Annotated in this window: 26 protein-coding genes, 1 tRNA gene and 1 pseudogene; 24 read left to right on the top strand and 4 right to left on the bottom strand. The window is 62.5% G+C overall.

What is annotated here, in order from left to right:
- Nucleotides 1–103: 103 nt before the first annotated feature.
- Nucleotides 104–175: transfer RNA gene (locus tag AC6I1W_RS09360), tRNA-Arg, on the bottom strand.
- Between the two features lie 122 nt (nucleotides 176–297).
- Between AC6I1W_RS09360 and lysA the strand changes: the two genes are divergently transcribed.
- The 21 genes and pseudogenes from lysA (at nucleotide 298) to AC6I1W_RS09255 (ending at nucleotide 20,348) form a co-directional block, all read left to right on the top strand.
- Entirely contained in the window at nucleotides 298–1,734 is a 1,437-nt protein-coding gene (gene lysA, locus AC6I1W_RS09355; RefSeq protein ID WP_117189146.1) for a diaminopimelate decarboxylase, read from the top strand.
- 70 nt (nucleotides 1,735–1,804) lie between these two features.
- Nucleotides 1,805–3,130, top strand: a complete 1,326-nt coding sequence (locus tag AC6I1W_RS09350) for a homoserine dehydrogenase (RefSeq protein WP_065672816.1) — start codon at nucleotides 1,805–1,807, stop codon at nucleotides 3,128–3,130.
- On the top strand, nucleotides 3,127–4,203 hold the full coding sequence (gene thrC / locus AC6I1W_RS09345) for a threonine synthase (protein WP_270237292.1): 1,077 nt from the start codon (nucleotides 3,127–3,129) through the stop codon (nucleotides 4,201–4,203). The genes AC6I1W_RS09350 and thrC overlap by 4 nt, the downstream gene beginning before the upstream one ends.
- Nucleotides 4,204–4,213: 10 nt before the next feature.
- Nucleotides 4,214–5,104 carry a homoserine kinase gene (thrB, locus tag AC6I1W_RS09340; RefSeq protein ID WP_270237290.1) on the top strand — a complete coding sequence of 297 codons (891 nt, stop codon included), beginning with the start codon at nucleotides 4,214–4,216 and terminating at the stop codon, nucleotides 5,102–5,104.
- Between the two features lie 300 nt (nucleotides 5,105–5,404).
- A complete protein-coding gene (rho, locus tag AC6I1W_RS09335; protein WP_117189140.1) occupies nucleotides 5,405–7,306 on the top strand; it encodes a transcription termination factor Rho in 1,902 nt (633 codons plus the stop codon).
- Between the two features lie 114 nt (nucleotides 7,307–7,420).
- A complete protein-coding gene (gene rpmE, locus AC6I1W_RS09330; protein WP_004811173.1) occupies nucleotides 7,421–7,630 on the top strand; it encodes a 50S ribosomal protein L31 in 210 nt (69 codons plus the stop codon).
- A 103-nt stretch (nucleotides 7,631–7,733) separates the two neighbouring features.
- Nucleotides 7,734–8,822 carry a peptide chain release factor 1 gene (gene prfA / locus AC6I1W_RS09325; protein WP_065672813.1) on the top strand — a complete coding sequence of 363 codons (1,089 nt, stop codon included), beginning with the start codon at nucleotides 7,734–7,736 and terminating at the stop codon, nucleotides 8,820–8,822.
- Entirely contained in the window at nucleotides 8,819–9,685 is an 867-nt protein-coding gene (prmC, locus tag AC6I1W_RS09320) for a peptide chain release factor N(5)-glutamine methyltransferase (RefSeq protein ID WP_016667726.1), read from the top strand. The genes prfA and prmC overlap by 4 nt, the downstream gene beginning before the upstream one ends.
- A 1-nt stretch (nucleotide 9,686) precedes the next feature.
- A pseudogene (locus AC6I1W_RS09315) lies at nucleotides 9,687–10,470 on the top strand (L-threonylcarbamoyladenylate synthase); the annotation flags it as partial.
- Nucleotides 10,471–10,673: 203 nt separating this feature from the next.
- On the top strand, nucleotides 10,674–11,777 hold the full coding sequence (locus AC6I1W_RS09310) for an MraY family glycosyltransferase (protein WP_117189134.1): 1,104 nt from the start codon (nucleotides 10,674–10,676) through the stop codon (nucleotides 11,775–11,777).
- 156 nt (nucleotides 11,778–11,933) lie between these two features.
- Nucleotides 11,934–12,437: a cyanate permease gene (locus AC6I1W_RS09305; protein ID WP_249361210.1), complete on the top strand. Its 504-nt coding sequence runs from the start codon at nucleotides 11,934–11,936 to the stop codon at nucleotides 12,435–12,437.
- 14 nt (nucleotides 12,438–12,451) lie between these two features.
- Nucleotides 12,452–12,730, top strand: a complete 279-nt coding sequence (locus AC6I1W_RS09300; RefSeq protein ID WP_015582632.1) for a hypothetical protein — start codon at nucleotides 12,452–12,454, stop codon at nucleotides 12,728–12,730.
- Nucleotides 12,727–13,503 carry a F0F1 ATP synthase subunit A gene (atpB, locus tag AC6I1W_RS09295; RefSeq protein WP_270237285.1) on the top strand — a complete coding sequence of 259 codons (777 nt, stop codon included), beginning with the start codon at nucleotides 12,727–12,729 and terminating at the stop codon, nucleotides 13,501–13,503. Before AC6I1W_RS09300 ends, atpB begins: the two co-directional genes overlap by 4 nt.
- 85 nt (nucleotides 13,504–13,588) lie before the next feature.
- A complete protein-coding gene (gene atpE, locus AC6I1W_RS09290) occupies nucleotides 13,589–13,810 on the top strand; it encodes an ATP synthase F0 subunit C (protein WP_004811190.1) in 222 nt (73 codons plus the stop codon).
- A gap of 10 nt (nucleotides 13,811–13,820) precedes the next feature.
- A complete protein-coding gene (locus tag AC6I1W_RS09285) occupies nucleotides 13,821–14,375 on the top strand; it encodes a F0F1 ATP synthase subunit B (RefSeq protein ID WP_004811192.1) in 555 nt (184 codons plus the stop codon).
- Nucleotides 14,372–15,163 (top strand): F0F1 ATP synthase subunit delta, encoded by a 792-nt coding sequence (locus AC6I1W_RS09280; RefSeq protein ID WP_270237283.1) that lies wholly within the window; start codon nucleotides 14,372–14,374, stop codon nucleotides 15,161–15,163. The genes AC6I1W_RS09285 and AC6I1W_RS09280 overlap by 4 nt, the downstream gene beginning before the upstream one ends.
- 53 nt (nucleotides 15,164–15,216) lie before the next feature.
- On the top strand, nucleotides 15,217–16,854 hold the full coding sequence (atpA, locus tag AC6I1W_RS09275) for a F0F1 ATP synthase subunit alpha (protein ID WP_270237281.1): 1,638 nt from the start codon (nucleotides 15,217–15,219) through the stop codon (nucleotides 16,852–16,854).
- A 3-nt stretch (nucleotides 16,855–16,857) separates the two neighbouring features.
- Nucleotides 16,858–17,802 carry a F0F1 ATP synthase subunit gamma gene (locus AC6I1W_RS09270; RefSeq protein ID WP_270237278.1) on the top strand — a complete coding sequence of 315 codons (945 nt, stop codon included), beginning with the start codon at nucleotides 16,858–16,860 and terminating at the stop codon, nucleotides 17,800–17,802.
- 11 nt (nucleotides 17,803–17,813) lie between these two features.
- Complete coding sequence (atpD, locus tag AC6I1W_RS09265; protein ID WP_270237276.1) at nucleotides 17,814–19,268, top strand: F0F1 ATP synthase subunit beta; 1,455 nt, start codon at nucleotides 17,814–17,816, stop codon at nucleotides 19,266–19,268.
- 5 nt (nucleotides 19,269–19,273) lie between these two features.
- On the top strand, nucleotides 19,274–19,705 hold the full coding sequence (locus tag AC6I1W_RS09260) for a F0F1 ATP synthase subunit epsilon (protein ID WP_065672809.1): 432 nt from the start codon (nucleotides 19,274–19,276) through the stop codon (nucleotides 19,703–19,705).
- 130 nt (nucleotides 19,706–19,835) lie between these two features.
- Nucleotides 19,836–20,348 (top strand): DUF2550 domain-containing protein, encoded by a 513-nt coding sequence (locus AC6I1W_RS09255; protein WP_117189130.1) that lies wholly within the window; start codon nucleotides 19,836–19,838, stop codon nucleotides 20,346–20,348.
- On the opposite strand, the gene AC6I1W_RS09250 is transcribed toward AC6I1W_RS09255, so the two are convergent.
- The 3 genes from AC6I1W_RS09250 to AC6I1W_RS09240 form a co-directional block, all read right to left on the bottom strand.
- Nucleotides 20,349–20,999 carry a cob(I)yrinic acid a,c-diamide adenosyltransferase gene (locus AC6I1W_RS09250; RefSeq protein WP_117189129.1) on the bottom strand — a complete coding sequence of 217 codons (651 nt, stop codon included), beginning with the start codon at nucleotides 20,997–20,999 and terminating at the stop codon, nucleotides 20,349–20,351.
- Nucleotides 21,000–21,184: 185 nt separating this feature from the next.
- Nucleotides 21,185–22,021, bottom strand: coding sequence for a uracil-DNA glycosylase (locus tag AC6I1W_RS09245; protein WP_065672806.1), 837 nt, complete (start codon nucleotides 22,019–22,021; stop codon nucleotides 21,185–21,187).
- Nucleotides 22,022–22,023: 2 nt separating this feature from the next.
- Nucleotides 22,024–23,235, bottom strand: a complete 1,212-nt coding sequence (locus tag AC6I1W_RS09240) for a low temperature requirement protein A (protein WP_171048559.1) — start codon at nucleotides 23,233–23,235, stop codon at nucleotides 22,024–22,026.
- A gap of 263 nt (nucleotides 23,236–23,498) precedes the next feature.
- On the opposite strand from AC6I1W_RS09240, the gene AC6I1W_RS09235 reads away from it, so the two are divergent.
- From AC6I1W_RS09235 to arfB, 3 genes are all read left to right on the top strand, one after another.
- Nucleotides 23,499–23,822, top strand: a complete 324-nt coding sequence (locus AC6I1W_RS09235; protein WP_270237294.1) for a MarR family winged helix-turn-helix transcriptional regulator — start codon at nucleotides 23,499–23,501, stop codon at nucleotides 23,820–23,822.
- Nucleotides 23,819–25,018: an MFS transporter gene (locus AC6I1W_RS09230; protein WP_270237271.1), complete on the top strand. Its 1,200-nt coding sequence runs from the start codon at nucleotides 23,819–23,821 to the stop codon at nucleotides 25,016–25,018. The genes AC6I1W_RS09235 and AC6I1W_RS09230 overlap by 4 nt, the downstream gene beginning before the upstream one ends.
- 221 nt (nucleotides 25,019–25,239) lie before the next feature.
- A complete protein-coding gene (gene arfB / locus AC6I1W_RS09225) occupies nucleotides 25,240–25,662 on the top strand; it encodes an alternative ribosome rescue aminoacyl-tRNA hydrolase ArfB (protein WP_065672803.1) in 423 nt (140 codons plus the stop codon).
- Nucleotides 25,663–25,950: the final 288 nt, after the last annotated feature.

Below are 25,950 nucleotides of genomic sequence, written 5' to 3'. Positions count from 1 at the left end.
CAGGGCGGCTCGTGATCTCTGACGAGGGGATTCGGTGGCAAGGGCTCGCACGATGTGAAACCCTACCCGGTCAGAGCTGGTGTCTCGCTGCGTCACTGGTGGGCGCTCCCGGAGGGATTCGAACCCTCGCTCCCGCCTCCGGAGGGCGGTGCTCTATCCCCTGAGCTACGGGAGCCGATGGGTCCGTGGACCCCGACCGTCCGTCGACTTTAGCGCATTGGTGGGATGATACGCCATTCATGGCGACGAACGTGGACACCCGCTGGCCCTGTCGTCACCCTCTGGCAAGGTGGAACCATGACGCACATGCACGTTGCCGGCTCGGTCCATGCCGATGTCGCGGCTGCCGGCCCTCAGTGGCTGACCTTGCCCGATGACGTCAATGCCCTGGATCCTGCGCTCTGGTCCGGGTCAGCGGGACGTGGACATGACGGAATTGTCGACGTCGCAGGCGTCTCCGTGACAGACCTCCTGGCCGAGTATGGTTCCCCTCTCTACGTCCTCGACGAGGCTGACTTCCGCCAGCGCGCCCGGACCTTCCGCGACGCTTTCGCAGGCTGGGACGTCTATTACGCAGGCAAGGCCTTCTTGACGCGCACCGTCGCCTCCTGGATCGACGAGGAGGGCCTCTGCCTGGACACCTGCACCGGTGGAGAGCTCATCACGGCGCTCCAGGGCGGAATGGATCCTGCACGCATTGGCCTGCATGGGAACAACAAGTCCATTGACGAGCTCAAGCTGGCTCTCAGCACCGGGGTCGGGCGGATCATCGTCGACTCGCTGGACGAGATCACCCGTATCGAGAAGCTGTGTCGAGAGAACGGCTGGCACGCCCGAGTCATGGTGCGTGTCACTGCGGGCGTCGAGGCTCACACCCACGAGTACATCGCCACCGCACATGAGGACCAGAAGTTCGGTTTCTCGATCACCAATGGTGCGGCCATGGTGGCCATGGTGAGGTGCCACACCAGTGACGTCATTGACCTGCAGGGCATTCATTCCCACATCGGCTCCCAGATCTTCGACACCGCGGGTTTCGAGGTGGCGGCTCGTCGCACCATGAAACTGCTTGAACAGTTCCGGCAGGCCACCGGCACTGCCCTGCCGGAACTCGACCTCGGTGGCGGATTCGGCATCGCCTACACCAACCAGGACTCTCCGGCCACCGCTGAGAGCCTGGCTGCTTCCCTGCGGGAGATCGTCACCCTTGAGGCCCGGGGTAGGGGAATGGAGGTTCCCCACATCTCCCTGGAGCCTGGTCGTGCGATCGTCGGGCCGACGACGATGGCCCTGTACACCGTCGGCACCGTCAAGCCAGTGGACCTGGACACCGGCGCCCAACGGATCTACGTGTCGGTTGACGGCGGCATGAGCGACAACATTCGTCCCGCTCTTTATGCTGCGGAATACTCTGCCGTCATCGCCAACCGTGCCTCGACCGTCACCCCGGTGCTGTGCCGCATCGTCGGAAAGCACTGTGAGGCCGGCGACATCTTGGTCCGCGACGTGTACCTCCCCGGTGACGTGTCGCCGGGGGACGTCATCGCAGTTCCTGGTGCCGGCGCCTATTCAAGGTCCATGGCATCGAACTACAACCACGTGCCGCGACCAGCCGTCGTCCGCGTCGGCATCGGAGACCACCCGGACACATCGGTATTGCTGCGACGGGAGAGCATCGATGACCTGCTGTCCCTGGATCCGGGCCCGGTCAAGTCCGAGGTGCAGTGGCCGTGATGGATCACAGAAGCACACGGCCCATGGCCCTTGACCAACCATCAGCTGACAACAACGAGATGAGGACGAGATGACGAACACCACCGGTCCCGCGTCAGCCCAGCCGATCCGCGTGGCCCTCCTGGGGTGCGGGGTCGTGGGCTCCCAGGTGGCCCGCATGATTGAGTCCCGCAGTGACGACGTCGCGGCTCGGGTGGGCCGTCGTGTCGAGCTCGCTGACATTGCTGTCGCCCATCCTGATCGCCCCCGTCAGGGCCTTGACTCGCGGCTGTTCACGGATGACCCGACAGCGCTGGTCAACCGTGACGACATTGACATCGTCATCGAGCTCATTGGTGGCATCGACCCCGCACGTCAGCTCCTGACGGCTGCCCTGGAGAAGGGACATTCCGTCGTCACTGCCAACAAGGCTCTGCTGGCTGCCCATGGCACGGAACTGCACGCGGTCGCCGAGGACCATGGCGTCGACCTCTACTACGAGGCCGCAGTGGCCGGAGCCATCCCGATCGTCAGGCCGCTGCGCGAGTCGCTTGTCGGTGACCAGATCACCCGAGTGATGGGAATCGTGAATGGCACGACGAACTACATCCTTGACCAGATGACGACCACGGGAGCAGGTTTCGACGACGCCCTGGCCCAGGCGCAGGCCAAGGGATATGCCGAGGCCGATCCGACGGCCGACGTCGAGGGATATGACGCCGCCGCCAAGGCGGCCCTGCTGTCCACCTTGGCGTTCCACACGCGCATGCGCGGCGACCAGGTGTACCGGGAGGGCATCACTGCCATCACCCGGGAGGACATTGCCGCCGCTCGGGACATGGACTGCGTCATCAAGTTGCTTGCCGTCTGCCAGGCCGGTCCTGACGGCATCTCTGCTCGCGTTCATCCGGCTCTGGTTCCTGCCGCCCACCCGCTGGGCGGAGTCTCTGGCGCCTTCAACGCTGTCTTCGTGGAAGCTCGCGAGGCTGGGCAGCTGATGTTCCTCGGCCCAGGTGCGGGTGGCTCCCCGACGGCTTCTGCTGTGATGGGTGATCTGGTGACGGTGGCTCGTAACCTGGTTCGAGGAGTTGCCGGTCCGCCTCAGGACGTCTACGGCGAGTTCCCGATTCTGCCCATCGCCGAGGTTCACACCAGGTTCCACCTGCGCCTGCAGGTACGCGACGAGCCTGGGGTCCTCGCCGAGGTCGCGAAGATCTTCGCGAGCCATGGCGTCTCCTTGCAGACCGTGCAGCAGTCGGCGGTGGAGGGCAATGACCGCGTCGATGGCTGGTCCGCGACCCTCAAGATTCTCACCCACGAGGCCCGAGAGTGCGACGTGAAGGAATGCGTCGACGAACTCACCGGACACCATTACGTCAACTCTGATCCCCGCGTCATCCGAGTGGAGGGAATGTGATCATGACCCAGCAGAAGCGTCCCTTCGGCGTCATCGAGAACTACCGAGACCGTCTCCCGATGGACGGTATCGACGAGATCGTCACCCTGGGGGAGGGCTCCACGCCGTTGGTGCCGGTGCCGCGTCTGGGTGCCGAGCTCGACTCCTCGGTGTGGATCAAGGTCGAGGGTTCCAACCCGACCGGTTCCTTCAAGGACCGGGGCATGACGATGGCCATGACGAAGGCGCTTGCTGATGGTTCCAAAGCAGTCGTGTGTGCCTCCACGGGCAACACCTCGGCCTCGGCGTCGGCCTACGCGACCCGGGCTGGCATGACCCCAGTCGTGCTTCTTCCCCAGGGAAAGATCGCAGCTGGCAAGCTTGCCCAGGCCGTCGTCCATGGCGGTCGCATCATTCAGGTCCTCGGGAATTTCGACGATTGTCTTCGCATCGCTCGCGAGCTGGCCGAGAACTTCCCGGTGTCCCTGGTGAACTCGGTCAACCCGTACCGCATCGAGGGGCAGAAGACGGCTGCCTTCGAGATCGTCGATGTCCTCGGCGATGCCCCTGACATCCACGCCCTGCCCGTCGGTAACGCAGGAAACATCACCGCGTATTGGAAGGGCTACCGCGAGTACGCCGCTGACGGCCCGGCCCGCCACGCCCCGAGGATGTTTGGTTTCCAGGCCTCTGGGGCCGCTCCGCTGGTACTCGGGCACAACGTCGACGATCCCGAGACGGTGGCCACGGCCATTCGTATTGGTCGTCCGGCATCCGGCGATCTCGCCCTGACCGCCCGCGATGAGTCGAACGGCCTCATCGAGGCCGTCACCGATGAGCAGATCCTCGACGCGCAGGCTTTCCTGGCAGCTCGCGAGGGTATTTTTGTGGAGCCGGCATCGGCAGCTGGTGTGGCCGGTCTTCTCAAGCTGAAGTCCGAGAGCCGTCTGGAGCCCGGTCAGCGCATCGTCATCACTGTGACGGGCAATGGCCTCAAGGACATTGACACTGCTCTGAGCCGCACCACCTTGTCGACCGAGGCCGTCGAGGCGTCGACCGACAAGGTCGCAGCTTTGTTGGATTTCCACTCCTGAGAGGTTGACGATGCCTGACAGCGTGCGGGTACGTGTTCCTGCCACCTCGGCCAATCTGGGCCCTGCCTATGACTGCATGGGTCTGGCGTTGGACCTGTGGGACGAGGTTGGAGTCGAAGTCCTTGATCACCCCGGGGTGCAGATTGATGTGGCGGGGGAGGGGGCCGACACTGTCCCGCATGATGAATCTCACCTTGTCGTCGCAACGTTGCGACAGGGGTTGGTGGAACTGGGTTACCCCCGCCCGGATGCTGGGTTGCACCTGACCGCTTTCAATGCCATTCCGCAGAGCCGTGGCCTCGGCTCCTCAGCCGCGGCAATCGTGTCCGGATTGGCCTTGGCTTGGGGACTGGTGCGTCCGGGAGTGCCGTTGGACCGCACCGAGCTACTGACGATGGCGGCTGCCATCGAGGGACATCCGGACAACGCTGCCCCGGCCATCCTCGGTGGGGCCCAGCTGGCCTGGTTGAGTGGGGGAGTCGTCAACCACATCGGGCTGGCCGTCAACCCGTCAATCATCTTCCGTGTCTTCGTTCCTGATCGCCATGTGCCTACCGCGCTGGCACGCCAGGTCCTTCCTGGGCAGGTTGACCGTGCCGACGCCGTGCATCAAGTTCTGGCTGCTTCTCTCCTGGTCACGGCCCTGACGACCTCGCCAGAGCATTTGTTGGCCGCCACTCAGGACTGGCTGCATCAGCCTTACCGTCGCACTCTCATGCCGGAGTCAGCTGCGCTCATGGACGCTTTGCGCGACCGTGGTGTTGCTACCGTCATTTCCGGCGCCGGACCCACCGTCCTGGCCCTGGGGACCCGTGATCAGTTCGAGGGAGGATGGGACGTCGACACCACTGGTTTCGTCGTCCACGATCTTGTTCTCGGTGAAGGCGTTCATTTCCTCTGACGCCTTGTGTGAATGCGATCCGCTTCGTGCGTTATAGTGGTGAGGCAAGCGCGCTTGATGCGCGCAATTCCCCACTGGCGACCGAATCGTGACCCCTGTGCCACAGTCCCGTTCGTGGGGACCATGTCATCGGCGTTCGAGGGCCTCGAACGCCACACCATGGCCGAGAGTCTCTCTCAGCAGATCATCTCGGATCCCCGTGGTGTCAGCCGCCCGACCCATTGTCGATTCCGACGGCAGGCCCGATGAAATCTCGCCCGCCGGAAGTTGCACCGGCCGGGGCAGTTCGAAGGGACTTACGTGACTCAAACCTCACAGCCGGGTGGATCCTCGGATCTGTCCGCGAAGTTACTGCCCGAGCTTCGATCCATCGCCATCCAGATGGGTATCAAGGGTGCTCGCAGTATGCGCAAGGCTGACCTCGTGGCCGCCATCTCTGAGGGGGGATACCCAGGAACTGGGAAATCCGGCCCTCGTCGTGATGGTGGTCAAGCGCCCCACACTTCCGGTGAGGGTGATGATGCCCGTCCGCAGCGCACTCGTCGTCGCCGCGACAAGGGCTCGGCTGATCCCGAGTCGCGCTCCTCTGAGGGCGAAAGGACTCCGTCGGTCGGTGACCTTCTCGATGCCGCAGAAGTGCAGAAGCGTGCCGACAAGGTGCCGGCGCAGGAAGACGGGGGTCAGCGTGGGGAGGACGGCACCAACGACCGTCCGCACCGTGACGATAGCGACCGTGGCGGTAGAGGAGACTCGCCGCGTCGTCGGGCTCGCAACACCTCCCGGGAGAATTCCAACAGCAATTCCGGCGACAATGTCAACGACGAGGTTGGTGCCCGGTTGGAGGCACTGTCCCGCGGGAAGAATGGCGAGCGTCCCCAACTGAATCGCAGCAGCCAGCGTGACCGCAACAGCAATGACTCGAACCATGATTCTGACGACGATTACGGCCGCTCCTCGGAATATGGCAATGGTGGTCGCCGCTCACGCCGCCGCCGTCAGCGCGATCGACAGAATCGTCGCAAGCGTTCCAACGAGCGTTACTCCGATTCCGAGCCGAATCTCCGCGAGGATGACGTCCTCGTGCCTTGCTCCGGCATTCTCGACATTCGTGACCAGTACGCTTTCGTGCGCACCTCGGGATACCTGCCTGGCTCGAACGATGCCTATGTCTCGATGGCCATGGTCCGTCGCCATGGGCTGCGCAAGGGCGACGTCATTGTCGGTCAAATGCGTGCACACCGCGAGGGGGAGCGGCGTGAGAAGTTCGCACCCCTGGTCAAGATCGAGCAGGTCAACGGCGCGGATCCTGAGCAGATGAAGCAGCGTCCCGAGTTCTCCAAGCTCACCCCGCTGTACCCGCAGGAACGTCTGCGCCTCGAGGATGATCCCAAGAACATGACCGGCCGCATCATCGACCTGGTCAGCCCGATCGGCAAGGGACAGCGTGGCCTCATCGTCTCGCCTCCGAAGGCTGGCAAGACGATGATCATGCAGTCGATCGCGAACTCGATCACCAAGAACAATCCTGAGGTTCACCTCATGGTGGTGCTGGTCGACGAGCGTCCCGAGGAGGTCACCGACTTCCAGCGCACCGTCAGTGGTGAGGTCATCGCGTCGACCTTTGACCGTCCTGCCGACGACCACACCCAGTTGTCCGAGTTGGCCATTGAGCGGGCCAAGCGTCTGGTGGAGCTCGGCCACGACGTCGTCATCCTGCTGGACGGAATCACCCGTCTGGGACGTGCGTACAACCTGGCTGCCCCTGCTTCGGGGCGAATCCTCTCCGGCGGTGTCGACTCCGCGGCTCTCTACCCGCCCAAGAAGTTCTTCGGTGCCGCCCGAAACATTGAGCACGGCGGCTCCCTGACGATTCTCGCCACCGCGCTCGTCGAGACCGGATCCAAGATGGATGAAGTCATCTTCGAGGAGTTCAAGGGCACCGGCAACATGGAGTTGCGTCTGCGCCGTGAGTTCGCCAACAAGAGGCTCTTCCCGGCCATCGACGTCGACGCATCGGGTACCCGTCGCGAGGAACTGCTGCTCTCGCGCGAGGAGACCGCGATCATGTGGAAGCTGCGACGCGTTCTCTCCGGCCTGGAAGATTCCCAGGCCCTCGAGATGATGCTCTCGAGGCTGCGCAAGACTCAGACCAACGTCGAGTTCCTCTACACGATCTCCAAGACGACTCCCAGCCAGGACTGACGTCGTCAGGTGGACCGGTGCCGGCCGTTCGGTGTATCGTCGAACGCCGGTTCCGGTTCACGTCCGCATGATCAGTCGGGCGACCCGGGGCACGTTTGATTAAGGAGATCACGTATGAAGCAGGGAATTCATCCCGAATACCACGAGACGACCGTGGTATGCACCTGTGGGAACACCTTCACCACCCACAGCACCTCGAAGTCCGGCACCCTTAATGCCGATGTCTGCTCGAAGTGCCACCCGTTCTACACCGGTAAGCAGAAGATCCTCGACACCGGCGGCCGCGTCGCCCGGTTCGAGCGCCGCTACGGTAAGAAGAACTGACGTCGTCCATCAATGACGTATCACCATGACGCCGGGCTGATGCTCGGCGTCATGGTCTTTTCAGGGGGCTCGTGTGGTCCCGACACGGTTGGCCAGGAGGGTCATGAGCGAATCGACGCAGCAAGCGGTTGACGAGGTTCGTCGTCATCTGCGGGAGATCGAGATCCAGCTCGCCGACCCACGGGTGCTGTCCGATCCGGTTGCGATGCGACGATTGGGCAAACGCCATTCGCGCCTGCGCCACGTCGTGTCGGTGGCCGACCGCGTCGACCAACTGGCAGCAGACATCCAGGCTGCAGAGGACCTCGCTGACGAGGATCCCGCCTTCGCGCAGGAGGCCGACGCGCTACGAAACCAGCTCAAGACTGTCAACGGTGAACTGACCGAGCTGCTGGCTCCCTCGGATCCCCTTGACCAGGAGGACGCCCTGGTCGAGATCCATTCCGGCGAGGGTGGCGAGGAGTCCGCCCTGTTCGCCGGCGACCTGCTACGGATGTACATCCGCTATGCCGAGAGGGTTGGCTGGTCGATTCGTGAACTCACCAGCGAGCTGACCGATCTCGGTGGTTATCGCTCCGTCGTCGTTGCCGTCGAGGGGGTTCCGTCACGCCCGGCTTACGGTTATCTCAAGCACGAGGGCGGTGTTCACCGGGTTCAGCGGGTACCGGTGACGGAATCCGCTGGACGTATTCACACCTCGGCGGTCGGTGTCCTCGTCATGCCTGACGTCGACGAGACCGAGGTGGACATTGATCCTGCCGACGTCCGCGTCGACGTGTACCGTTCGTCAGGCCCCGGCGGCCAGGGGGTCAACACCACCGATTCCGCAGTTCGGCTCACCCACCTTCCGACCGGCATCGTTGCCAGCTGTCAGAATGAACGCAGCCAGTTGCAGAACAAGGCCGAGGCCATGCGGATGCTGCGCGCCAAGGTTGCCGCACTGGCTGCCCAGCAAGCTGCCGACGAGAACGATCGGATGCGTCGGGACCAGATCCGTACCGTCGACCGCTCGGCGCGGGTGCGTACCTACAACTTTCCGGAGAATCGGCTCACCGATCACCGCATCGGCTACAAGTCCCGCAAACTTGACCAGGTCCTCGCGGGTGATCTCGGCGAGGTCCTCGACGCCCTCCACGCAGACGAGGTGAGCCGACGGATGGCTGATCGTCGTGATGGGCAGGAAGCATCATGACGGATCCCAGCCCCTCACTTCTCCTGGCACGAGCCACCCGGCAGCTGACCAGCGGAGGTATCGAGACCCCAGCTGCTGACGCACGGATGCTGCTGTGCGAGGCCCTCGACGTCCAACCGGCCAAACTCATCTTCGTGTCGAGTGTGAGCCCTCATGATGAGGATCGGTTCAACGAGATGGTGGAGCGACGTCGATCCGGGGAACCGACTCAGTACATCGTCGGGCATGCCTGGTTCCGCGGTCTGCGCCTGGACGTGGGCCCAGGAGTCTTCATTCCTCGGCTGGAAACCGAATTGGTGGCCGAATGCGCCGTCGACGAGGCACGGCGTCTCGTCATGGCGGGGTCTGCTCCGAGCGTCATTGATCTGTGTGCGGGCACCGGCGCCATCGCGCTCGCGATCGCCAGCGAGGTACCAGGAGCTCGTGTCAGCGCGGTCGAGCTCGACGAGGCTGCCTTGGTGTGGACTCATCGGAACCTTGCCGATACCGGGGTGGAGGTTCTTGCCGGGGATGCCCTCGAGGCCCCTGATGATGGGCGTCGCTTCGATGTCGTCGTCACCAACCCGCCGTATCTGCGACGTGTCGATGCCCCAGTCATGCCTACTGACGTCACGGACCACGAACCCGACCTCGCGCTGTTCTCCGGGGATGACGGGTTGGACCTTCCGCGTCGTCTCATCGACCGCGCCGCACAGCTACTCGTGCCGGGGGGTCTGTTCGTGATGGAGCACGACGACACTCAGCGCGAGGCCGTGACCGGGTGCATGGCAATGACGGCACAGTGGGACGAGATCAAGGACCATGATGATCTCGCAGGTAGGCCGAGGTTCGTCACGGCTCGACGACGGTGCAAGGATGTATGATATGGATGAGACTGACCAGATGACGGTCGAGGACAATGAGCTGACGGAAGACACTGACGTTGAGTCGACCGACACCGACGGTCAGTCCGAGCCCATCGAGGCCGTGGCTGAGACCGAGGACACCGGGATCGCCCCGCTCATACTCGACGTCGCGAATCCGGCGACCTACGAAGAGGCTCTGGAACAGGCAGCTGACGCCATCGCCGACGGCGAGTGCATCGTCTTGCCGACCGACACCGTTTATGGGATCGGCGCTGATGCTCTTGACTCCTTGGCCGTTCAACGTCTTCTCAACGCCAAGGAACGCGGTCGCGACATGCCGCCGCCAGTCCTCGTCAGTGATTCGGTCGCCTTGCCTGCTTTGTGCCAGCACATTCCGGTCGCAGCGGAGGCTCTCGCGGAGAAGTACTGGCCAGGTGGTCTGACTCTCATCCTGCGTGCTCAGGAGTCGCTCGGGATGGATCTGGGGGAGACCAACGGTACCCTCGCCGTGCGCGTTCCCGACCAGGATCAGACCCGTGAGTTGTTGCGTATGACGGGCCCGATGGCGGTCTCGAGTGCGAACAAGTCTGGACATCCGGCCGCGCTGACGGCTCAGGAGGCCGCCAATCAGCTCGGCGTCACGGTTGCGGTGTATCTGGATGCCGGCCCGAGTCGGGTGGGAGAGGCCTCCACCATCATCGACTTCGTGTCGACCACTGACGGCAAGGTCGTTCGCCAGGGAGCGTTGTCCTTGGAAGCCATCCATGAGGTGGCTCCCGATGTCGTCGGGATGGAGGGGCCCGAGGATGAGGCCGCTGAGGAGGACGTCCGCAAGGCCGAAACAATTCCGTCGGACGAGCCCAGTCCAGAGGGCGCGGCCGAATCTCCGACCTCCACGACCGATGACGTCGTACCTGCCGAGGAGACCGAACAGATCGCTCAGAGCGCGACTGCTGCGGACACCGAGGCCCCAGTCACGCCGACTGACGAGAACTGACCTGCGAACATGCGCGAGTACATCCTGGTGATGCTGACATCAGGCCTGACGACCTATTTGTTGTCGAGCCTGTGCCGGCAGGCTGCCCTGAGGTGGGGGGCTGTCGCCAAGGTGCGCTCGAGGGACGTGCACACCAGGCCGATTCCCTACTTCGGGGGGGTGGCCATGCTCGGTGGAGTGGCACTGGCATGCCTGCTGGCACGAAACATGCCCTTCCTGGGGCATCACCTCCTGGTGGCTGACGATGCCCTGACGATCTGCGTCGCTGGGGCGGTCATCTGCGCCGTGGGTGTCCTTGACGACCTGCTTGACTTACCTGCCCTGGCGAAAGCAGCGGGGCAGGTGCTGGCGGCCGGAATTGTCGTCACAGGTGGTGTCCGAATGTTCTGGATCCCGCTGCCCAACTCGATCATTGCCCTGGGGACGCCCACATCGATCCTCGTCACGGTCTTCTTCATCGTGTTGTGCGCCAACGCGGTGAACTTCATCGATGGACTGGACGGATTGGCCTCTGGCGTCGTCGCCATCGGGTCTCTCGCCTTCTTCTCCTACACCTATCTGCTTGCCCACGAACAAGATTTTGTGGTGGCGACGACGACGAGCCTCATCACCGCTGCGACTGCGGGAGCCTGTATGGGATTCCTGCCTCACAACTGGCATCCCGCGAAAATGTTCATGGGGGATTCGGGGGCCTTGCTGCTGGGTTTGCTGCTCGCCACCTCCACGATCTCCCTCACCGGGCAGATAGACTCCACGGCCTTGACGGCACAGGGTGGCGGATTGGTGCCCGCCTACCTCCCGATCATCGTCCCGCTCATGGTGCTCGCGATCCCTGTCCTCGACCTCGTCATGGGATACGTTAGGCGGACTTGGCGGGGAACCTGGTTCTTCGTCGCAGACAAGCAGCACCTTCACCACCGCCTCCTGCAGCATGGTCACTCCCACATTCGAGCCGTCTTGCTGATGTATCTGTGGACCACCGTGTTGACCTTCGGGACGGTGTTCATCGGCCTGGAGAGGACCTGGTGGGCGGTTGTCATCGTCATTGCGGGGCTCGTCATGTGCGTGCTCCTGACCATGGCGAACTCGTGGCATCCGGCCGCCGATGCCTGAGATTTCGACGCCATCACGCGTTATGTGTTACGTTTCTCACCGAGGGCAACCTCACAGGGCCAATTACTCGACTCACAGCGTAGCGTTGTCGAGTTCTGACGGCCTGAATCACCATCACTGGATCCATCGGTCATGACGTCGGGGAGGGATGACGAGATGACGAGTCTCGCCATGGCTGGTTCCAGGCATACTCCTGCGGCCGATCCTGCTCCCGTGACTTCTCACGTGCTGTCACGCATTTACCGAAACGGCTTGGTCTGGGCCACAGCATGTGGACTTCTTGCCACCACGGTGGCGACGGTTGGCGTCACCCCCCATCTGGCTTCCGCTCTCAGTGGCCTGGCCGGCACCGCAGCTGCCGTTGTCTTTCTGGCCTGTGGACGCGGAGTCCACCTGTTGAACCGCAGTGGATCCTGGATCCTGGGAGTAGGGCTCTTCATCATCCAGATCGCCGTTCTTGGTGGTCTCGGCTCACTCCTGGCTCAGTACCGCACCGGCCTGCTCCCGATCCCGTGTGCGGCAGCGATCATCGCCGTTTCCCTCGCGTGGATCGTCGGTGTCGTCGTCGCCGGACGACGTCCCCAACGCATTTATGAAGACCCGCAGGATCATGATTCCTCCAGTGCCGAAACTCGTCGGACCGACGGAGCTCGACGATGAGCACTGACAGGCCTATGGCTGCTAAAGTCAGCCTGGATATGGGCACGAACTCGATGACGCGAACGAGCACCAGCTCCACGCCGTCCTCCAGCGACGACGCCTGGGGTGTCCTGAGCTACGTCCTGGCGGGCATGCTCTTCTACGGTGGCATCGGGTGGCTGTTGGCCAGCCACTTCCACCAGATGTGGATCTTCGTCGTCGGCATGGTTGTCGGTCTCGCGGCGAGTGTCTACCTCATTGTCAAACGGTACGGAACCGTGCCTGAACAGAACAACGACCGGGAGGGTCAGTGAACGGGATCGTGTCTCCCCTGGAGTTCCACACTCCGGGGCTTGAGGACTTCGAGTTCGACGGGACTCTCGGGACGGCTTGGATGGACAAACCGTTCTGGCAGGCAATCATCGCCTTCGTCATCGTCATCGCTTTCTGGCTGTGGATGAGCAGTGGCCTCAAGGTCGTTCCCGGCAAGCGCCAGGTCTTCGGTGAGTACTGCTACAACTTCATCCGCAACGCGCTGGTGCGTGACACCATCGGTCATGGGTTCGAGCCCTGGTTGCCGTACTTGGTAGCGCTGTTCAGCTTCATCCTCATCAACAACTGGTTCGGCGAGCTCTTCGTCTTCATGTTCCCGACCTTCTCCCACGTCGGGTACGTCTACGGTCTCGCGATCGTCTCGTGGTCCGTCTACGTTATCGCCGGCTTCAAGACCAAGGGCATCCGTTACCTCAAGGACTCGATGCTTCCCCCGGGCGTCCCGTGGTACCTGTGGTGGCTCATCATCCCGCTCGAGTTCCTGTCAAACTTCATCACCCGTCCGCTGACCCTGTCGTTGCGACTGTTCGCCAACATGTTCGCCGGCCACCTCATCATCATGATCTTTGTCGTCGGCGGCGGATTCCTTCTCACCTACCCCTCCAGCGTCATGTACAACATCGCTGGTGGTTTCTCCCTGATTCTCAGTTTCGCGCTCTTCGCGCTGGAACTGTTCGTGGGCTTCCTGCAGGCCTACGTGTTCACCGTGCTGTCGGCACAGTACGTGGCGTCCTCCATCTCCGAAGGACACTGACGGCACAACCCCCTAGACCTCGTCGTCAAACCGACCGGCGACGAAGACAACGCCCCACAAGGGGCACAATCCGGAAGGACACACCATGGTTCCCATGCTCATCGGTGGCTCGCTCAACTCCCTCGGCTACGGCCTGGCAACCCTCGGCCCGGCTCTCGGCGTGGCGTGGATCTTTGCGTCCGTCATCAATGGCACCGCTCGTCAGCCTGAGGCTCGCCCGGCCATGATGTCGACGGCATTCATCGGCTTCGCCGTGGTCGAGGCCCTCGCCCTGTTCGGCTTCGTGCTCGCCTTCATCGTTAAGTGAGCCCGGACGCATGAACATTCTCGAAATGGATTTGGGGCCACTCGTCCCACACCATTCCATCGAGATCATCGTCGGCATCATCCTTCTGCTGCTTCTCACCTGGCTCATCGCCAAGGCGGTTGTCCCCCGTTTCGAGAAGCTCTACGAGGAGCGCACCGAGACGATTCAAGGTGGGATCGAGAGGGCCGAGAAGGCTCAGGCGGAGGCCAAGGCTGCTCTGGAGAAGTACCAGGCTCAGCTTGCCAACGCCCGTGACGAGGCTGCCCAGATTCGCGAGGACGCCAAGAGCCAAGGCGCACAGATCGTTGAGGAGATGCGTGCCAAGGCCCAGGCCGAGGCCAATCGCATCACTGAGCGTGCCAACGCTCAGATTCAGGCGGAGCGCGAACAAGCAGTGCGAGAACTGCGCTCTGAGATTGGTGGTCTGGCCACGACTCTTGCCGGTCGGATTGTGGGGGAGTCCCTTCAGGACGATCAGCGCGTCCAGGCGACCGTCGACCGCTTCCTCTCTTCGCTGGCCGAGGAGCCCTCGGCTTCTGACTCGCGGACGGTGAATCGGGCATGACAACAGTGGTGAGCGCGTCACGACAGCTGGATGAAGCTGGAGGTCGACTCGGCGCTACAGCCGAGTTCGCCAGCGAGGTCTTCGCGGTTGTCGACGTCTTGGATCGCGAACGTGGTCTGTGCCGAGCCGTCTCGGACACGGGTTCTGAGGCCAAGGCTCGTCAGGGGCTCGTGGACGCGGTCTTCGCGTCGAAGGTCTCTCCCGATTGCAAGGAACTACTGGACGCGACCACCACCTGCAAATGGCGGTCACCAGCGGCCTTGACGCGTGCGCTGGAGCGCCAGGGGGTTCGCGCCGTGCTGCGCGGAGCCCGGCAGGCTGACCGTCTTGACACGGTTGCCGACGAGCTGTTCCACATCAGTCGACTGGTGCGCGGACAGGCTTCACTTCAGGTGGCGATCGGTGATCCGAACCGTTCGGTGGAGGATCGACAGAAGTTACTCACGACGCTGATTGGCGATCGAGTCAGCGAGGACACCCTTCTCCTGGCTCGCCGCGCGGTGGTGTCGTCCGACAACACCTTCGAGCAGGTCGTCGACGGCTATCTTCACATTGCCGCCGAACTGGCCGAGCGGAGACGGGCCATCGTGACGACTGCCAGTGAGCTGACTGACGCACAGCGTGCCGAGATGGTGAAGCAACTGGAACGGATCACCGGCAGCCCGATCGAGCTGTCCGAGGTCGTCGACCCGGCGACGCTCGGTGGTGCGCTCATCGACCTCGGTGACGAGGTTATCGATTCGACGGTGGCCCACCGTCTGGACCAAGCCCGACGAGAACTGGGCTGACACACGTGACCCCCACCTCGGGTGCGGGATGGGGGAGCTTACAAGGAGACGCAATGGCGGAACTGACGATACGTCCGGAGGAGATCCGCGACGCCCTGGACAACTTCGTCCAGAACTACCAGCCGGAGGCGGCGGCCCGTGAGGAGGTCGGCACCGTCGTCACGTCCGGCGACGGTATCGCCCACGTCGAGGGTCTTCCCTCGGTCATGGCCAACGAGTTGCTGCGCTTCGAGAACGGGACGATGGGCATCGCCCTCAACCTGGAGGAGCGGCAGGTCGGCGTGGTCGTGCTCGGCGACTCCGACGGTATTGATGAAGGATCGACTGTTCGTGGTACTGGCGAAGTACTGTCGGTGCCGGTCGGTGAGGGCTATCTCGGTCGCGTCGTCGACGCGATGGGCAATCCCGTGGACGGTCTCGGGGAGATCAAGGATGTCGAGGGACGTCGTGCCCTGGAGATTCAGGCTGCCGGTGTCATGGACCGCCAGGAGGTTCGCGAGCCGCTGCAGACCGGTCTCAAGGCAATCGACTCGATGATCCCGATCGGCCGTGGTCAGCGTCAGCTCATCATTGGCGACCGTAAGACCGGTAAGACCGCCATTGCGATCGACACCATCATCAACCAGAAGGCCAACTGGGAGTCTGGCGATCCCAAGAAACAGGTTCGCTGCATCTACGTCGCCGTCGGTCAGAAGGGATCGACGGTGGCCGAGGTCAAGGGCGCCCTCGAGAAGGCTGGTGCGATGGAGTACACCACCATCGTTCACGCCCCGGCGTCTGACCCCGCTGGCTTCAAGTACATCGCTCCGTACGCCGGTTCGGCCATCGGACAGCACTGGATGTATCAGGGCAAGCACGTCCTTATCGTGTTCGATGACCTGACCAAGCAGGCCGAGGCCTACCGAGCAATGTCACTGTTGCTGCGTCGTCCGCCGGGTCGCGAGGCTTACCCCGGTGACGTCTTCTACCTCCACTCCCGTCTGCTGGAGCGTTGCGCGAAGCTGTCCGACGAGCTGGGCGGCGGTTCGATGACCGGTCTTCCGATCATTGAGACCAAGGCCAACGACGTGTCCGCCTTCATCCCGACGAACGTCATCTCCATCACCGACGGTCAGATCTTCCTGCAGTCGGATTTGTTCAACGCCAACCAGCGTCCGGCTGTCGACGTCGGTATCTCGGTGTCCCGAGTTGGTGGCGCTGCCCAGATCAAGGCCATGAAGTCGGTGTCCGGCACGCTGAAGATCTCCCTGGCCCAGTACCGGGATATGGAAGCTTTCGCCATGTTCGCCTCCGACCTGGACGAGACCTCCCGTCGTCAGTTGGATCGTGGCGCCCGGCTGATGGAGCTCCTGAAGCAGGGACAGTTCTCCCCGTACCCGGTCGAGGAGCAAACCATCAGCGTTTGGGGCGGCACCACTGGCAAGTTCGACGACGTCCCCGTCAGCGACGTGCTGCGTTTCGAGGGCGATGTGCTCGAGTACTTGCGCAGCCACGGAAACGTGCTCACCACGATCCGTGAGACCGGTAAGTTCGACGACGACGCCCAGAAGGAAGCTGCGGCCGCGTTCGACGAGGTCAAGAAGGGATTCAAGACCTCTGACGGCAAGATGTTGGTTGGTCACGAGGAGTTCGATCCGATGTCCGACGAGGAGATCGACCAGGTCAAGATCGTTCGCGCGAAGAAGGGCTGAGCCGTGGCCTCAAACCTGCGGGAACTGCGGGAAAGGCGGAACTCCGTCGCGACGACGAAGAAGATCACCCGCGCGATGGAGCTCATCGCCTCCTCTCGGATCGTCAAGGCACAGAACATCGTCAGGGCGGCGAGTCCCTACTCCTTGGAGTTGACGCGAGCCCTGTCGGCGGTTGCCTCCCACACCCACGAGGAGCACCCCCTCACCTCCGTCAATCCGGCCCCGAAGCGTTCGGCTGTGCTGTTGGTCACCTCTGATCGCGGTCTCGCCGGAGCGTATTCCTCGAACGCGATCAAGTCGGCCGAGCAGCTGCACGCCGCTCTCAGGCCGGAGCAGGAGGTCGTCACCTACCTGTGTGGTCGCAAGGGAGTGCAGTACTTCGAGTTCCGTGGTCGCAAGGCCGAGCACGTGTGGAGTGGTTTCTCCGATTCGCCGACCTATAGACAGGCTCGCGATATCGCGGACACGTTGATCGAGGGGTTCCTCCGTCCGACCGAGGAAGGTGGGGTTGACGAGATCCACGTCGTGTACACCCACTTTGACTCGATGCTGACGCAGAAACCAAAGGTCGTGAGACTGTTGCCGCTGGCCGTCGTCGATCCGAAGGCGACGCCGGAGGGAGAACTCGAGGCTGGTGATCCTGGAGTCGGCACATCCGATGAGGAGATCTTCCACGAGTACAACTTCGAACCGGATCCGGTCAGCGTTCTGGATCAGTTGCTGCCCTTGTACGTCGCGAACCGTATCCATTACGCCTTGCTGCAATCGGCTGCCTCGGAGTTGGCAAGCCGGCAACGCGCCATGAAGGCAGCCACCGACAATGCCGAGCAGTTGATCCAGTCGCTGAGTCGGCAAGCCAACCAGGCCCGTCAGGCTGCCATTACCCAGGAAATCACCGAGATCGTGGGTGGCGCCGCTGCCCTTGCAGAGTCCGCCCCACAGGAGTGAGAGAGAACATCATGACTGCGACAGCTATTACCCCCGAGACGAAGGACGAGGCTGCCGGCATTGGCCGCGTCGTCCGTGTCATCGGCCCCGTCGTCGACGTCGAGTTTCCGGCTGGACAGATGCCGGAGATCCTCAATGCCCTTCACGTCGACACCGAGGTGATGGGTGAGACCCACACCATCAACCTCGAGGTGGCCCTGCACATCGGCGAGAACGTCGTGCGTGCCATCTCCCTCAAGCCGACTGACGGTCTGCGCCGTGGCACCGAGGTCCGTGACACCGGTGCCCCGATCACTGTGCCGGTGGGCGATGTCACCAAGGGCCACGTGTGGAACGTGACCGGTGACGTCCTCAACGTCGATCCGTCGACCATCGAGGTCTCCGAGCGCTGGCCGATCCATCGCGATCCGCCTGGATTCGATGACCTGGAGCCCGAGACCGAGATGCTGCAGACCGGCATCAAGGTTCTCGACCTGCTCACCCCGTACGTCAAGGGCGGCAAGATCGGCCTCTTCGGCGGGGCCGGCGTTGGCAAGACGGTTCTGATTCAGGAGATGATTTACCGTATTGCTCACAACTTCGGCGGTACCTCGGTGTTCGCCGGTGTCGGTGAGCGTACCCGTGAGGGCAACGACCTCATCAACGAGATGGACGAGGCCGGGGTTCTCAAGGACACCGCCCTTGTCTTCGGCCAGATGGACGAGCCCCCGGGCACCCGTCTTCGCATCGCCCTGACCGGCCTGACGATGGCTGAGTACTTCCGCGATGTCCAGAACCAGGACGTGCTGTTGTTCATCGATAACATCTTCCGGTTCTCGCAGGCTGGTTCCGAGGTCTCGACCCTGCTCGGTCGTATGCCTTCAGCCGTGGGCTACCAGCCGAACCTGGCTGACGAGATGGGCCAGCTGCAGGAGCGAATCACGTCGACCCGTGGTCACTCCATCACCTCGATGCAGGCTGTCTACGTCCCTGCCGATGACTACACCGACCCGGCTCCGGCGACGACCTTCGCCCATCTGGATGCCACCACTGAGCTCTCCCGTGAGATTGCTTCTCGCGGTCTGTACCCGGCCGTGGATCCGCTGACGTCGACCTCTCGTATCCTCGACCCGCTGTACGTGGGGCAGGAGCACTACGACACTGCCACCCAGGTGAAGCAGGTTCTGCAGCGCAACAAGGAGCTTCAGGACATCATCGCCATCCTTGGTGTCGATGAGCTGAGCGAGGAGGACAAGGTCACCGTCGCTCGTGCCCGCCGCATCCAGCAGTTCCTGTCCCAGAACACCTACACGGGGGAGAAGTTCACCGGTGTCCCGGGCTCGACCGTCTCCATGGCCGACACCATCGAGGGATTCCAGATGATCTGCCGTGGCGACGTGGACCACGTTCCGGAGCAGGCCTTCTTCAACGTTGGCAACATGGACATGGTGATGGAGAATTGGGACAAGATGAAGAAGGAGGGCTGAGTCCCATGGACCACCCGCCGCTTCAAGTCAAGGTCGTCTGCGCCGACGGCGAGGTCTGGAAGGGGGAGTCGGTCAACATCATCGTTCGGACCACCGAGGGTGATATTGGTCTCCTTCCCGGACACGAGGCCTTCCTCGCGGCCCTCGCGCCCTGCGCAGCTCAGATCATCACTCCTGACGGTGCCCGCGAGGTCATCGCCTGTGACGGCGGCTTCGTGGCCCTGGACAATGACGGCCACGTGTCGATCATTACCCAGTACGCCACGAAGTCGGAGGAGATCTCGGTCGATCAGGCTCACCGCGACCTCGACGAACTGAGGAAGAAGATCAACGCGGACGAGCGAACCGAGGAGGACTCCTTGGTCGTCCAGGATCTGACCCACCGCCTTCACCTGGCGCAGGCTCAGCTTGCTGCTGCCCGCGTCGCCAGGAAGTAGAACGTCTGACAAGGGTGGGGAAGGGGTCGCCGCGAACCACTCGCGGCGACTCTTTTTCTTCTTGTCGCTGACGAGGGAACTTAGGGTTACCTTTGTGGACTGTCAATGATCTGACGACTAGCGTTGAAACATGCACGCTTCCATCGCTTTCATCGGTATGACACCGATGTTGTCGACGCTAGCGATGGATGCTGTCATCATCGGCCTCATCGTGTGTTGTGCCGTCATCTACATGATTTGGCTCCTCGTCAGGCACCGCGTTCTCATGCGTAGACGCGGTGCTTTTTTGTGCGGTTTGCGAGTCATGGGCGGGCCCAAGCCCGGCGGATGGATGATTGGCACTGCCCGCTACGCCGACGGCACCTTCGAGTGGTATCGAGCGATTGATCCCCGTCCCGTTCCCGCCATTGTCCTGAGGCGGGGCGGACTCGTCATGGTCGAGCACCGCCCGCCGAACGTGAATGACTCCTTGGCACTTGCCTCCGATGCCTACGAGATCGTCACCCTTCAGACCAGGCGCAAGGGCAAGTCCGCGGTGTGCCAGATCGTCGTTGACCCTGGCGTGGTGACCGGCCTCATGTCGTGGCTCGAGGCGGCTCCCCCCGGTGGCGTCGAATATGCCGCCGCAGGTCACCTCATCTGATCATTCCTTCGTGGCTCCCGGGTTGCGTTCTCCACCTGGAACCCACAACACCTCGTCGGAAGAATCCTCGCCAGCCTTGTTTGCTGCTCGCGACAGGATGAAGAGCAGGTCGGACAAGCGATTGAGGTACGTGATCGCCAGTTCGTTGACACCGCCCGGAGTCGTCTCGGGGTCATCCGAAATCTCATTTCCGTATGTCTCAGCAGCTCGCCATGCCGCTCGCTCCGCGGTACGAATGGCAGTTCGGCACACGTGCAGCTGCGCACCGACAGGGTTTCCGCCCGGGAGGATGAACGACTTCAGGGTCGGGAGATCGTCGCCGAACTCGTCACACCAACGCTCAAGCCGATCGACGCTTTCCTGGACGGTGCGAAGCGGTTCCCACTTCGGGTTTGCGACAAGCGGGTTGGCCAGATCAGCGCCGACGTCAAACAGTTCGTTCTGGATGATGCCGAGCGCTTCTCGCACCTCATCGGTGAGCACGTGGATCGTGGAGTCCAGGGCAATGGCCAGACCGATGTTGGCGTTGGCCTGGTCGACGAGACCATACGCTTCCACGCGCAGATCTGACTTGGCTGCCACTGAGTTGTCGACCAGACGGGTCGAGCCGTGGTCGCCAGTACGGGTGTAAATCTTGGAGAGAATGACCATGATCCCAGCCTACGGGCATTCGCAATGCAGGGAAGGCGATCATGATGCGCGAGCGTTCACATCGCCAAGCTGTCCTTACGGGGATGGATCGGGATCTTTTCCTCGGTGTTGACCTGGCCGCTGAACTGGCGATGGTGCGGCAGGGAGCAGCGTCATACCAAGAGGTTGGCTGGTGTGCCGGGGCATCATTCGACAGCCAGACCTCGAAGTGTGTGGACGACTTCGTCAAGCATCTGACGCGTGAGGCGTCCGGTGTTCGTGTTCTGCCGACTGACGTGGTAACACCCGACGACGTGGACTGTGGTGCCGTCCGTCCTCGTGATTTCGGCTCTAGCCCCGTGGCCGAAGCGGGGAGCGGGGCGGGGGACCTGCCACCCAAGCCGGCGGGCAGCTCCCAGAGTTGACGTCCAGGCAATCTGACCAAGGCACATCACCGCGCGCAGGGTGGTCAGCGCAGAGAGTTCGTTGTCGAACCAGATCGCACAGGTGCGTTTCTCGTCGGGACTCGGCCAATTGTCGGGTGGAGCGCAGTGCACCGGGGCAATGATGCGACAGTCATCGAGGCTCAGACCATCAGCGGCGTCGACGCTTTCCGCCTGAGACGCAATACCGGCGTCATGCAAGGCACGGTACAGCCAATCGCCGGACTGGTCTCCGGTGAACATGCGACCAGTTCGGTTGGCTCCATTCGCAGCGGGTGCCAAGCCGATGACTGCCATTTGGGCCATCGGATCCCCGAACGAGGGTACGGGTCGTCCCCAATAAGGTTCATTGCGCCATTGAGCGCGCTTGCTGATCGCCTTGTCCTCCCGCCACTCGACGAGGCGAGGACATGCCCGGCACACAGAAATCGCGGCGTCAAGGTCGGTGAGTTCATTGCATCGGCCGGCGATCTTCGCAACGTCATCAGCGTTGTTGGCGACTGGTGTCCGCGGCGTTGCCAGGTCTCCTGGCCAGCCGGTTCCAGGAATGACGGGGGATTCGAACAAGTCCCCAGTGTGCGGATGGGGGAGAGCAGTCATGGTCACTTCTCAACAATTCGGTCGTGCTCAGTCGGGTCTCGGTCGAAGTGTTTCATGTGGTGACGTCGGCTCATGACAGCGGTGATGACGAGGATGGTCGCAACCAAGGCATTGGTCACGATGGCAGGAATGAAGCTTGCCGCCGCGACGATGACGAGGGCGAGGATTGCCACGAGGCGACGCCATGGCGTGTGTCCAGTGACCTTGTGAATGTGCCATGCCTGTGCCGCGAGATACAGGATGGCACCCCCACAGGCCAGGGCTGTCAGCGTGAGGCTGCCATGATGGGCCGGTTCGCCAACGATGATCTCATCAGACACCGCGAGCGGGATGAGGCCTAGCGCAAGGACCATCTGCACGGTGACGGATCGTGCCCCGGACTCGGCCGGATCATCGTGCTCAGCCGGGTCGGTTTCCAGAATGACCTCGACGTCCCAGATGTAGAGCCACCACAAGGCGAAGAAGGTGACGATGGATGTGGTGGCGGCAAGGAGGTTGAGTAGATGGAACCCTGCTTCGTGAAGGCCGGTGACGATGCTGACGATCTGCTCGCCCAGAGCCAGGATGAGGAACAGCCGGATGCGTTCAAGCATGTGTGCGGTGTCGAACTGCCACTCGGTGGTGTCGATGTTGTTCCTGCTTCCCAGCGGATGACGCAGCAGCGCTCCTGCCACCTCGACGATGGCCGCAGCGAACCAAACCCACAGTCGGGCGTGCGGCTCAACGAAAATGCCGATGATCCAACCGATGGCCGACAGGCAATGCCACACCATGACCCCGCGGGAATGGAGTTTCATCTCTTCGCGACCGTGGATGAACCACGTCATGGCGACCTGACCGAGCTGGGCGATGAGATATGGCGCGACGAAGGCGAGACACTCGACGCCGTCCTCAAACGCCACGGGGATGCCGGCAGCCATGAAGATTCCGAAGAAGAGCACCCACAGGATGGGCCGCCGCAACGACTTGTTCTCGGTGATGGTTCCGGTTGCCGAGAACGAGGTGTTGGCCCACAACAAGTAGAGCGGTACCCACAGCACGATGGTCTCGAGCCCGCCCCGCCACGTCACATGATCGTGAAGGGTGGTTGCGAGCTGACCAATGGCAGCGACGAAGACCAGGTCGAAGAGGAGCTCGATCGCGGTGACGGCTGTGGTCCGCTCTTCCATGCTCGCGGAATCGGAGGCATCGTCCTGCATCGTGGTGTCGTTCATGGGTCCTCATCAGTTAGGTGTCGCGTCACATTCTACGGGAACCGGGCGTCACGCCGATCACACGATGAAGTATTCCGGAAACCGGAGTAACGTGAGGTCACGTGACTTCCGGACGCACCTTGCCCGAGCCCTTTAACCCGCTCGAGGCCGAATCCGCAGCCGACCTGGTTCTCACATGCGGACGAGTACAACGCCTGGCCAAGCGACGTGCTGGCATTCCGCCGTCCTCAGTGACGTGGCGGGTCCTGCACACCCTCGAAGTGATGGGGAGCATCAGCACCGGAACCCTCAGCCGCGTGGAGGGAACCAGGCCAACCACCACGACGGACATCGTCGAGAGGCTTGAGCATGACGGCCTGGTGACGCGACGGCGTGACCCCGACGACGCCCGCAGCAGATTGATCGAGATCACTGATGAGGGTCGTGATTACTGCCGCCGTTGCGAATTGTCAGTGGGGGAGTCGGTCGTGCCTGCCCTCAAGGAATTGACTGACGAAGAGCGTTCCGTACTGATTCAGGCGCTTCCGGCTTTGCGAAGGGCAGTCCAGGTGCTGTCTGACGACGACGAGAGGACGACGAAGAAGTGACGAGCGAAGAACCCATCAGACCGGCTGTGTGGGCCGTCACCATTGCGGTGGCCTTCTCCTACATGGGGGTGGGCGTCGTTGACCCCATCCTCCCGGAGATTTCGTCGGCTCTCCACGCCAGCCCGGGGCAGACCGAGCTGCTGTTCAGCACCTACCTCTTCGTGTCTGCCGCGTTGATGTTCTTCGCCTCATGGGTGGCCACCCGCATTGGCCGCAAGAAGACCCTTCTCGTCGGACTCATCATCATCGTGACCTTTGCGACGGCCTGCGCGTTGTCCGGTCACGTCAACCTCATCATCGGATTCCGCGGCAGCTGGGGGGTTGGGAACGCTCTCTTCGTCTCGACCGCCTTGGCGACGGTTCTTGGCGCCTCTGCCGATGCCCGCCGCGCCATCATGCTGTACGAGGGGGCTCTTGGGGCCGGAATGGCCTTGGGTCCACTCGTCGGTGGCGCTCTGGGTTCGATTTCATGGCGGGGCCCCTTCCTCGGCACCGCTATTCTCATGGCGATCGGTCTTGTCGCCATCGCGTTTTTCGTCCCGCCGACCCTGATCGACAAGTCCCAGCGCCGGTCTGCCATCGAGCCGTTCAAGACTCTCGTCGATCCGCGGATCTCGATTCTCATGCTGGCTGCCCTGGTCTACAACTACGGTTACTTCACCTTGCTTGCCTACGCGCCGTTCCCGCTGGCCGAGGCGTCCGTTCGAGCTGGTGGTCAGTTCACCCCGCTCGATCTGGGATTGGTCTTCTTCGGCTGGGGCCTCATGGTCTCGTTGGGGTCGGTGTGGCTCGGACCGCGTTCCTGCGAGCACCTCGGTATTCATCGCACAGTTGCCGTCACCCTGATCCTGTTCACCATTGACGAGGTCCTACTAGCGACCTGGATCTCGCCGATTCCTCAGGTGATCGGGGTCATCATTGGCGGTCTGTTTATCGGCATCGTCAACACTGCCATGACTGAGATCGTGATGTCTGCGAGCAACATCCAGCGCGAGGTCGCGTCGTCGGCCTACTCCGGCGTTCGCTTCCTTGGCGGCGCGTGCGCTCCCACCCTTGCCGGTGCACTGAGCTCCCTGTGGGGAGTCGGTGGCCCGTACTACGTCGGAGCTGTCACGCTCGCGCTGACAATCGTCCTGCTGTGGATCGATCGTCAGCGCCGCAGGCGGATGACGGCACACAGTGTCGCATTGGAGTGACGTCCCGTGAAGTGTTGATGGTCCGCACCGGATTAGAAGTTCTCACCCATCAAGGCGCAGGAGGAGGTATATGCCGTGCCGGTCATCGGAGCCGTTGACGCGAATTCTGCGTAGCGCACAGGCTCCTGTGGGGGTGGTGCTCGGGGTCGTGGATATCCTTGATGGTCTGTTCGAAGGAGTATCCGGACCGAGTAAATGACGAAGCGAGGGGAGCGACGACCATGATAGAAGCGATGGAGATCATTCCTGGTTTCGTCGTTCCCGAGGCACAGCTGCAGGAGCGGTTCTCCCACAGCTCCGGGCCTGGCGGCCAGGGCGTGAACACCAGCGACTCACGGGTCGAACTGCAGTTCGATGTGGCTCGCTCTGACGCCGTGCCAGAACACTTGCGACCGGTGTTGCTGACAACCCTGTCGAATCGCCTGGTCAATGGAGTCTTGACGGTTGCCGTTCAGGATGAGCGGGCTCAGTTGGCCAACCGCCGTCTTGCTCGTGCCAGGATGGCCGACGTGCTCCAGAAGGCATGCGTCCAACCGCGACGACGCCGTGCCACTAAACGAACCAGGGGATCGCAGCGTCGTCGCCTTGAGGCGAAGAAACGACGCGGGGAGATCAAAAGGAACCGACAGCGCCCGAGCTGGTAGTCAGGAATCCACGAATCCGGTACCGAAGACATTCGTGGTCCGCGCGTCACCGATATGGGATAGCGCACATGCGGGGCGCGCTCGACGATGAATGACCATTCGACACGCGAATTGGTGGCAAGGTTGCGAGTCCACGGATGGCAGCGAACGCGCGACAACTGCATTGAACCGGGAGGGGAGGGATTTCAGCCGAGGGGAAGTGTCGCCATCTTTATAGAATGACATAATGTCTCTTATCGGACAACCATGGTGAGGTGGCGGGCACGGTGGTGAGATGGCTCGGTTGGA

It is taken from the genome of Cutibacterium sp. KB22876 (assembly GCF_059728865.1).
This window is presented reverse-complemented; position numbering and strand designations above follow the sequence as displayed.

Bases quoted from the DNA above. Each gene is read 5' to 3' on its own strand.
- AC6I1W_RS09280 (WP_270237283.1), top strand. From the start codon at position 14,372: ATGACAACAGTGGTGAGCGCGTCACGACAGCTGGATGAAGCTGGAGGT.
- atpA (WP_270237281.1), top strand. From the start codon at position 15,217: ATGGCGGAACTGACGATACGTCCGGAGGAGATCCGCGACGCCCTGGAC.
- atpD (WP_270237276.1), top strand. From the start codon at position 17,814: ATGACTGCGACAGCTATTACCCCCGAGACGAAGGACGAGGCTGCCGGC.
- AC6I1W_RS09310 (WP_117189134.1), top strand. From the start codon at position 10,674: ATGCGCGAGTACATCCTGGTGATGCTGACATCAGGCCTGACGACCTAT.
- AC6I1W_RS09240 (WP_171048559.1), bottom strand. From the start codon at position 23,235: ATGAACGACACCACGATGCAGGACGATGCCTCCGATTCCGCGAGCATG.
- AC6I1W_RS09305 (WP_249361210.1), top strand. From the start codon at position 11,934: ATGACGAGTCTCGCCATGGCTGGTTCCAGGCATACTCCTGCGGCCGAT.
- AC6I1W_RS09235 (WP_270237294.1), top strand. From the start codon at position 23,499: ATGGGGAGCATCAGCACCGGAACCCTCAGCCGCGTGGAGGGAACCAGG.
- AC6I1W_RS09350 (WP_065672816.1), top strand. From the start codon at position 1,805: ATGACGAACACCACCGGTCCCGCGTCAGCCCAGCCGATCCGCGTGGCC.
- AC6I1W_RS09245 (WP_065672806.1), bottom strand. From the start codon at position 22,021: ATGACTGCTCTCCCCCATCCGCACACTGGGGACTTGTTCGAATCCCCC.
- AC6I1W_RS09250 (WP_117189129.1), bottom strand. From the start codon at position 20,999: ATGGTCATTCTCTCCAAGATTTACACCCGTACTGGCGACCACGGCTCG.
- atpE (WP_004811190.1), top strand. From the start codon at position 13,589: ATGGTTCCCATGCTCATCGGTGGCTCGCTCAACTCCCTCGGCTACGGC.
- arfB (WP_065672803.1), top strand. From the start codon at position 25,240: ATGATAGAAGCGATGGAGATCATTCCTGGTTTCGTCGTTCCCGAGGCA.
- lysA (WP_117189146.1), top strand. From the start codon at position 298: ATGACGCACATGCACGTTGCCGGCTCGGTCCATGCCGATGTCGCGGCT.
- rpmE (WP_004811173.1), top strand. From the start codon at position 7,421: ATGAAGCAGGGAATTCATCCCGAATACCACGAGACGACCGTGGTATGC.
- AC6I1W_RS09285 (WP_004811192.1), top strand. From the start codon at position 13,821: ATGAACATTCTCGAAATGGATTTGGGGCCACTCGTCCCACACCATTCC.
- thrB (WP_270237290.1), top strand. From the start codon at position 4,214: ATGCCTGACAGCGTGCGGGTACGTGTTCCTGCCACCTCGGCCAATCTG.
- AC6I1W_RS09300 (WP_015582632.1), top strand. From the start codon at position 12,452: ATGGCTGCTAAAGTCAGCCTGGATATGGGCACGAACTCGATGACGCGA.
- prfA (WP_065672813.1), top strand. From the start codon at position 7,734: ATGAGCGAATCGACGCAGCAAGCGGTTGACGAGGTTCGTCGTCATCTG.
- AC6I1W_RS09255 (WP_117189130.1), top strand. From the start codon at position 19,836: ATGCACGCTTCCATCGCTTTCATCGGTATGACACCGATGTTGTCGACG.
- AC6I1W_RS09260 (WP_065672809.1), top strand. From the start codon at position 19,274: ATGGACCACCCGCCGCTTCAAGTCAAGGTCGTCTGCGCCGACGGCGAG.
- prmC (WP_016667726.1), top strand. From the start codon at position 8,819: ATGACGGATCCCAGCCCCTCACTTCTCCTGGCACGAGCCACCCGGCAG.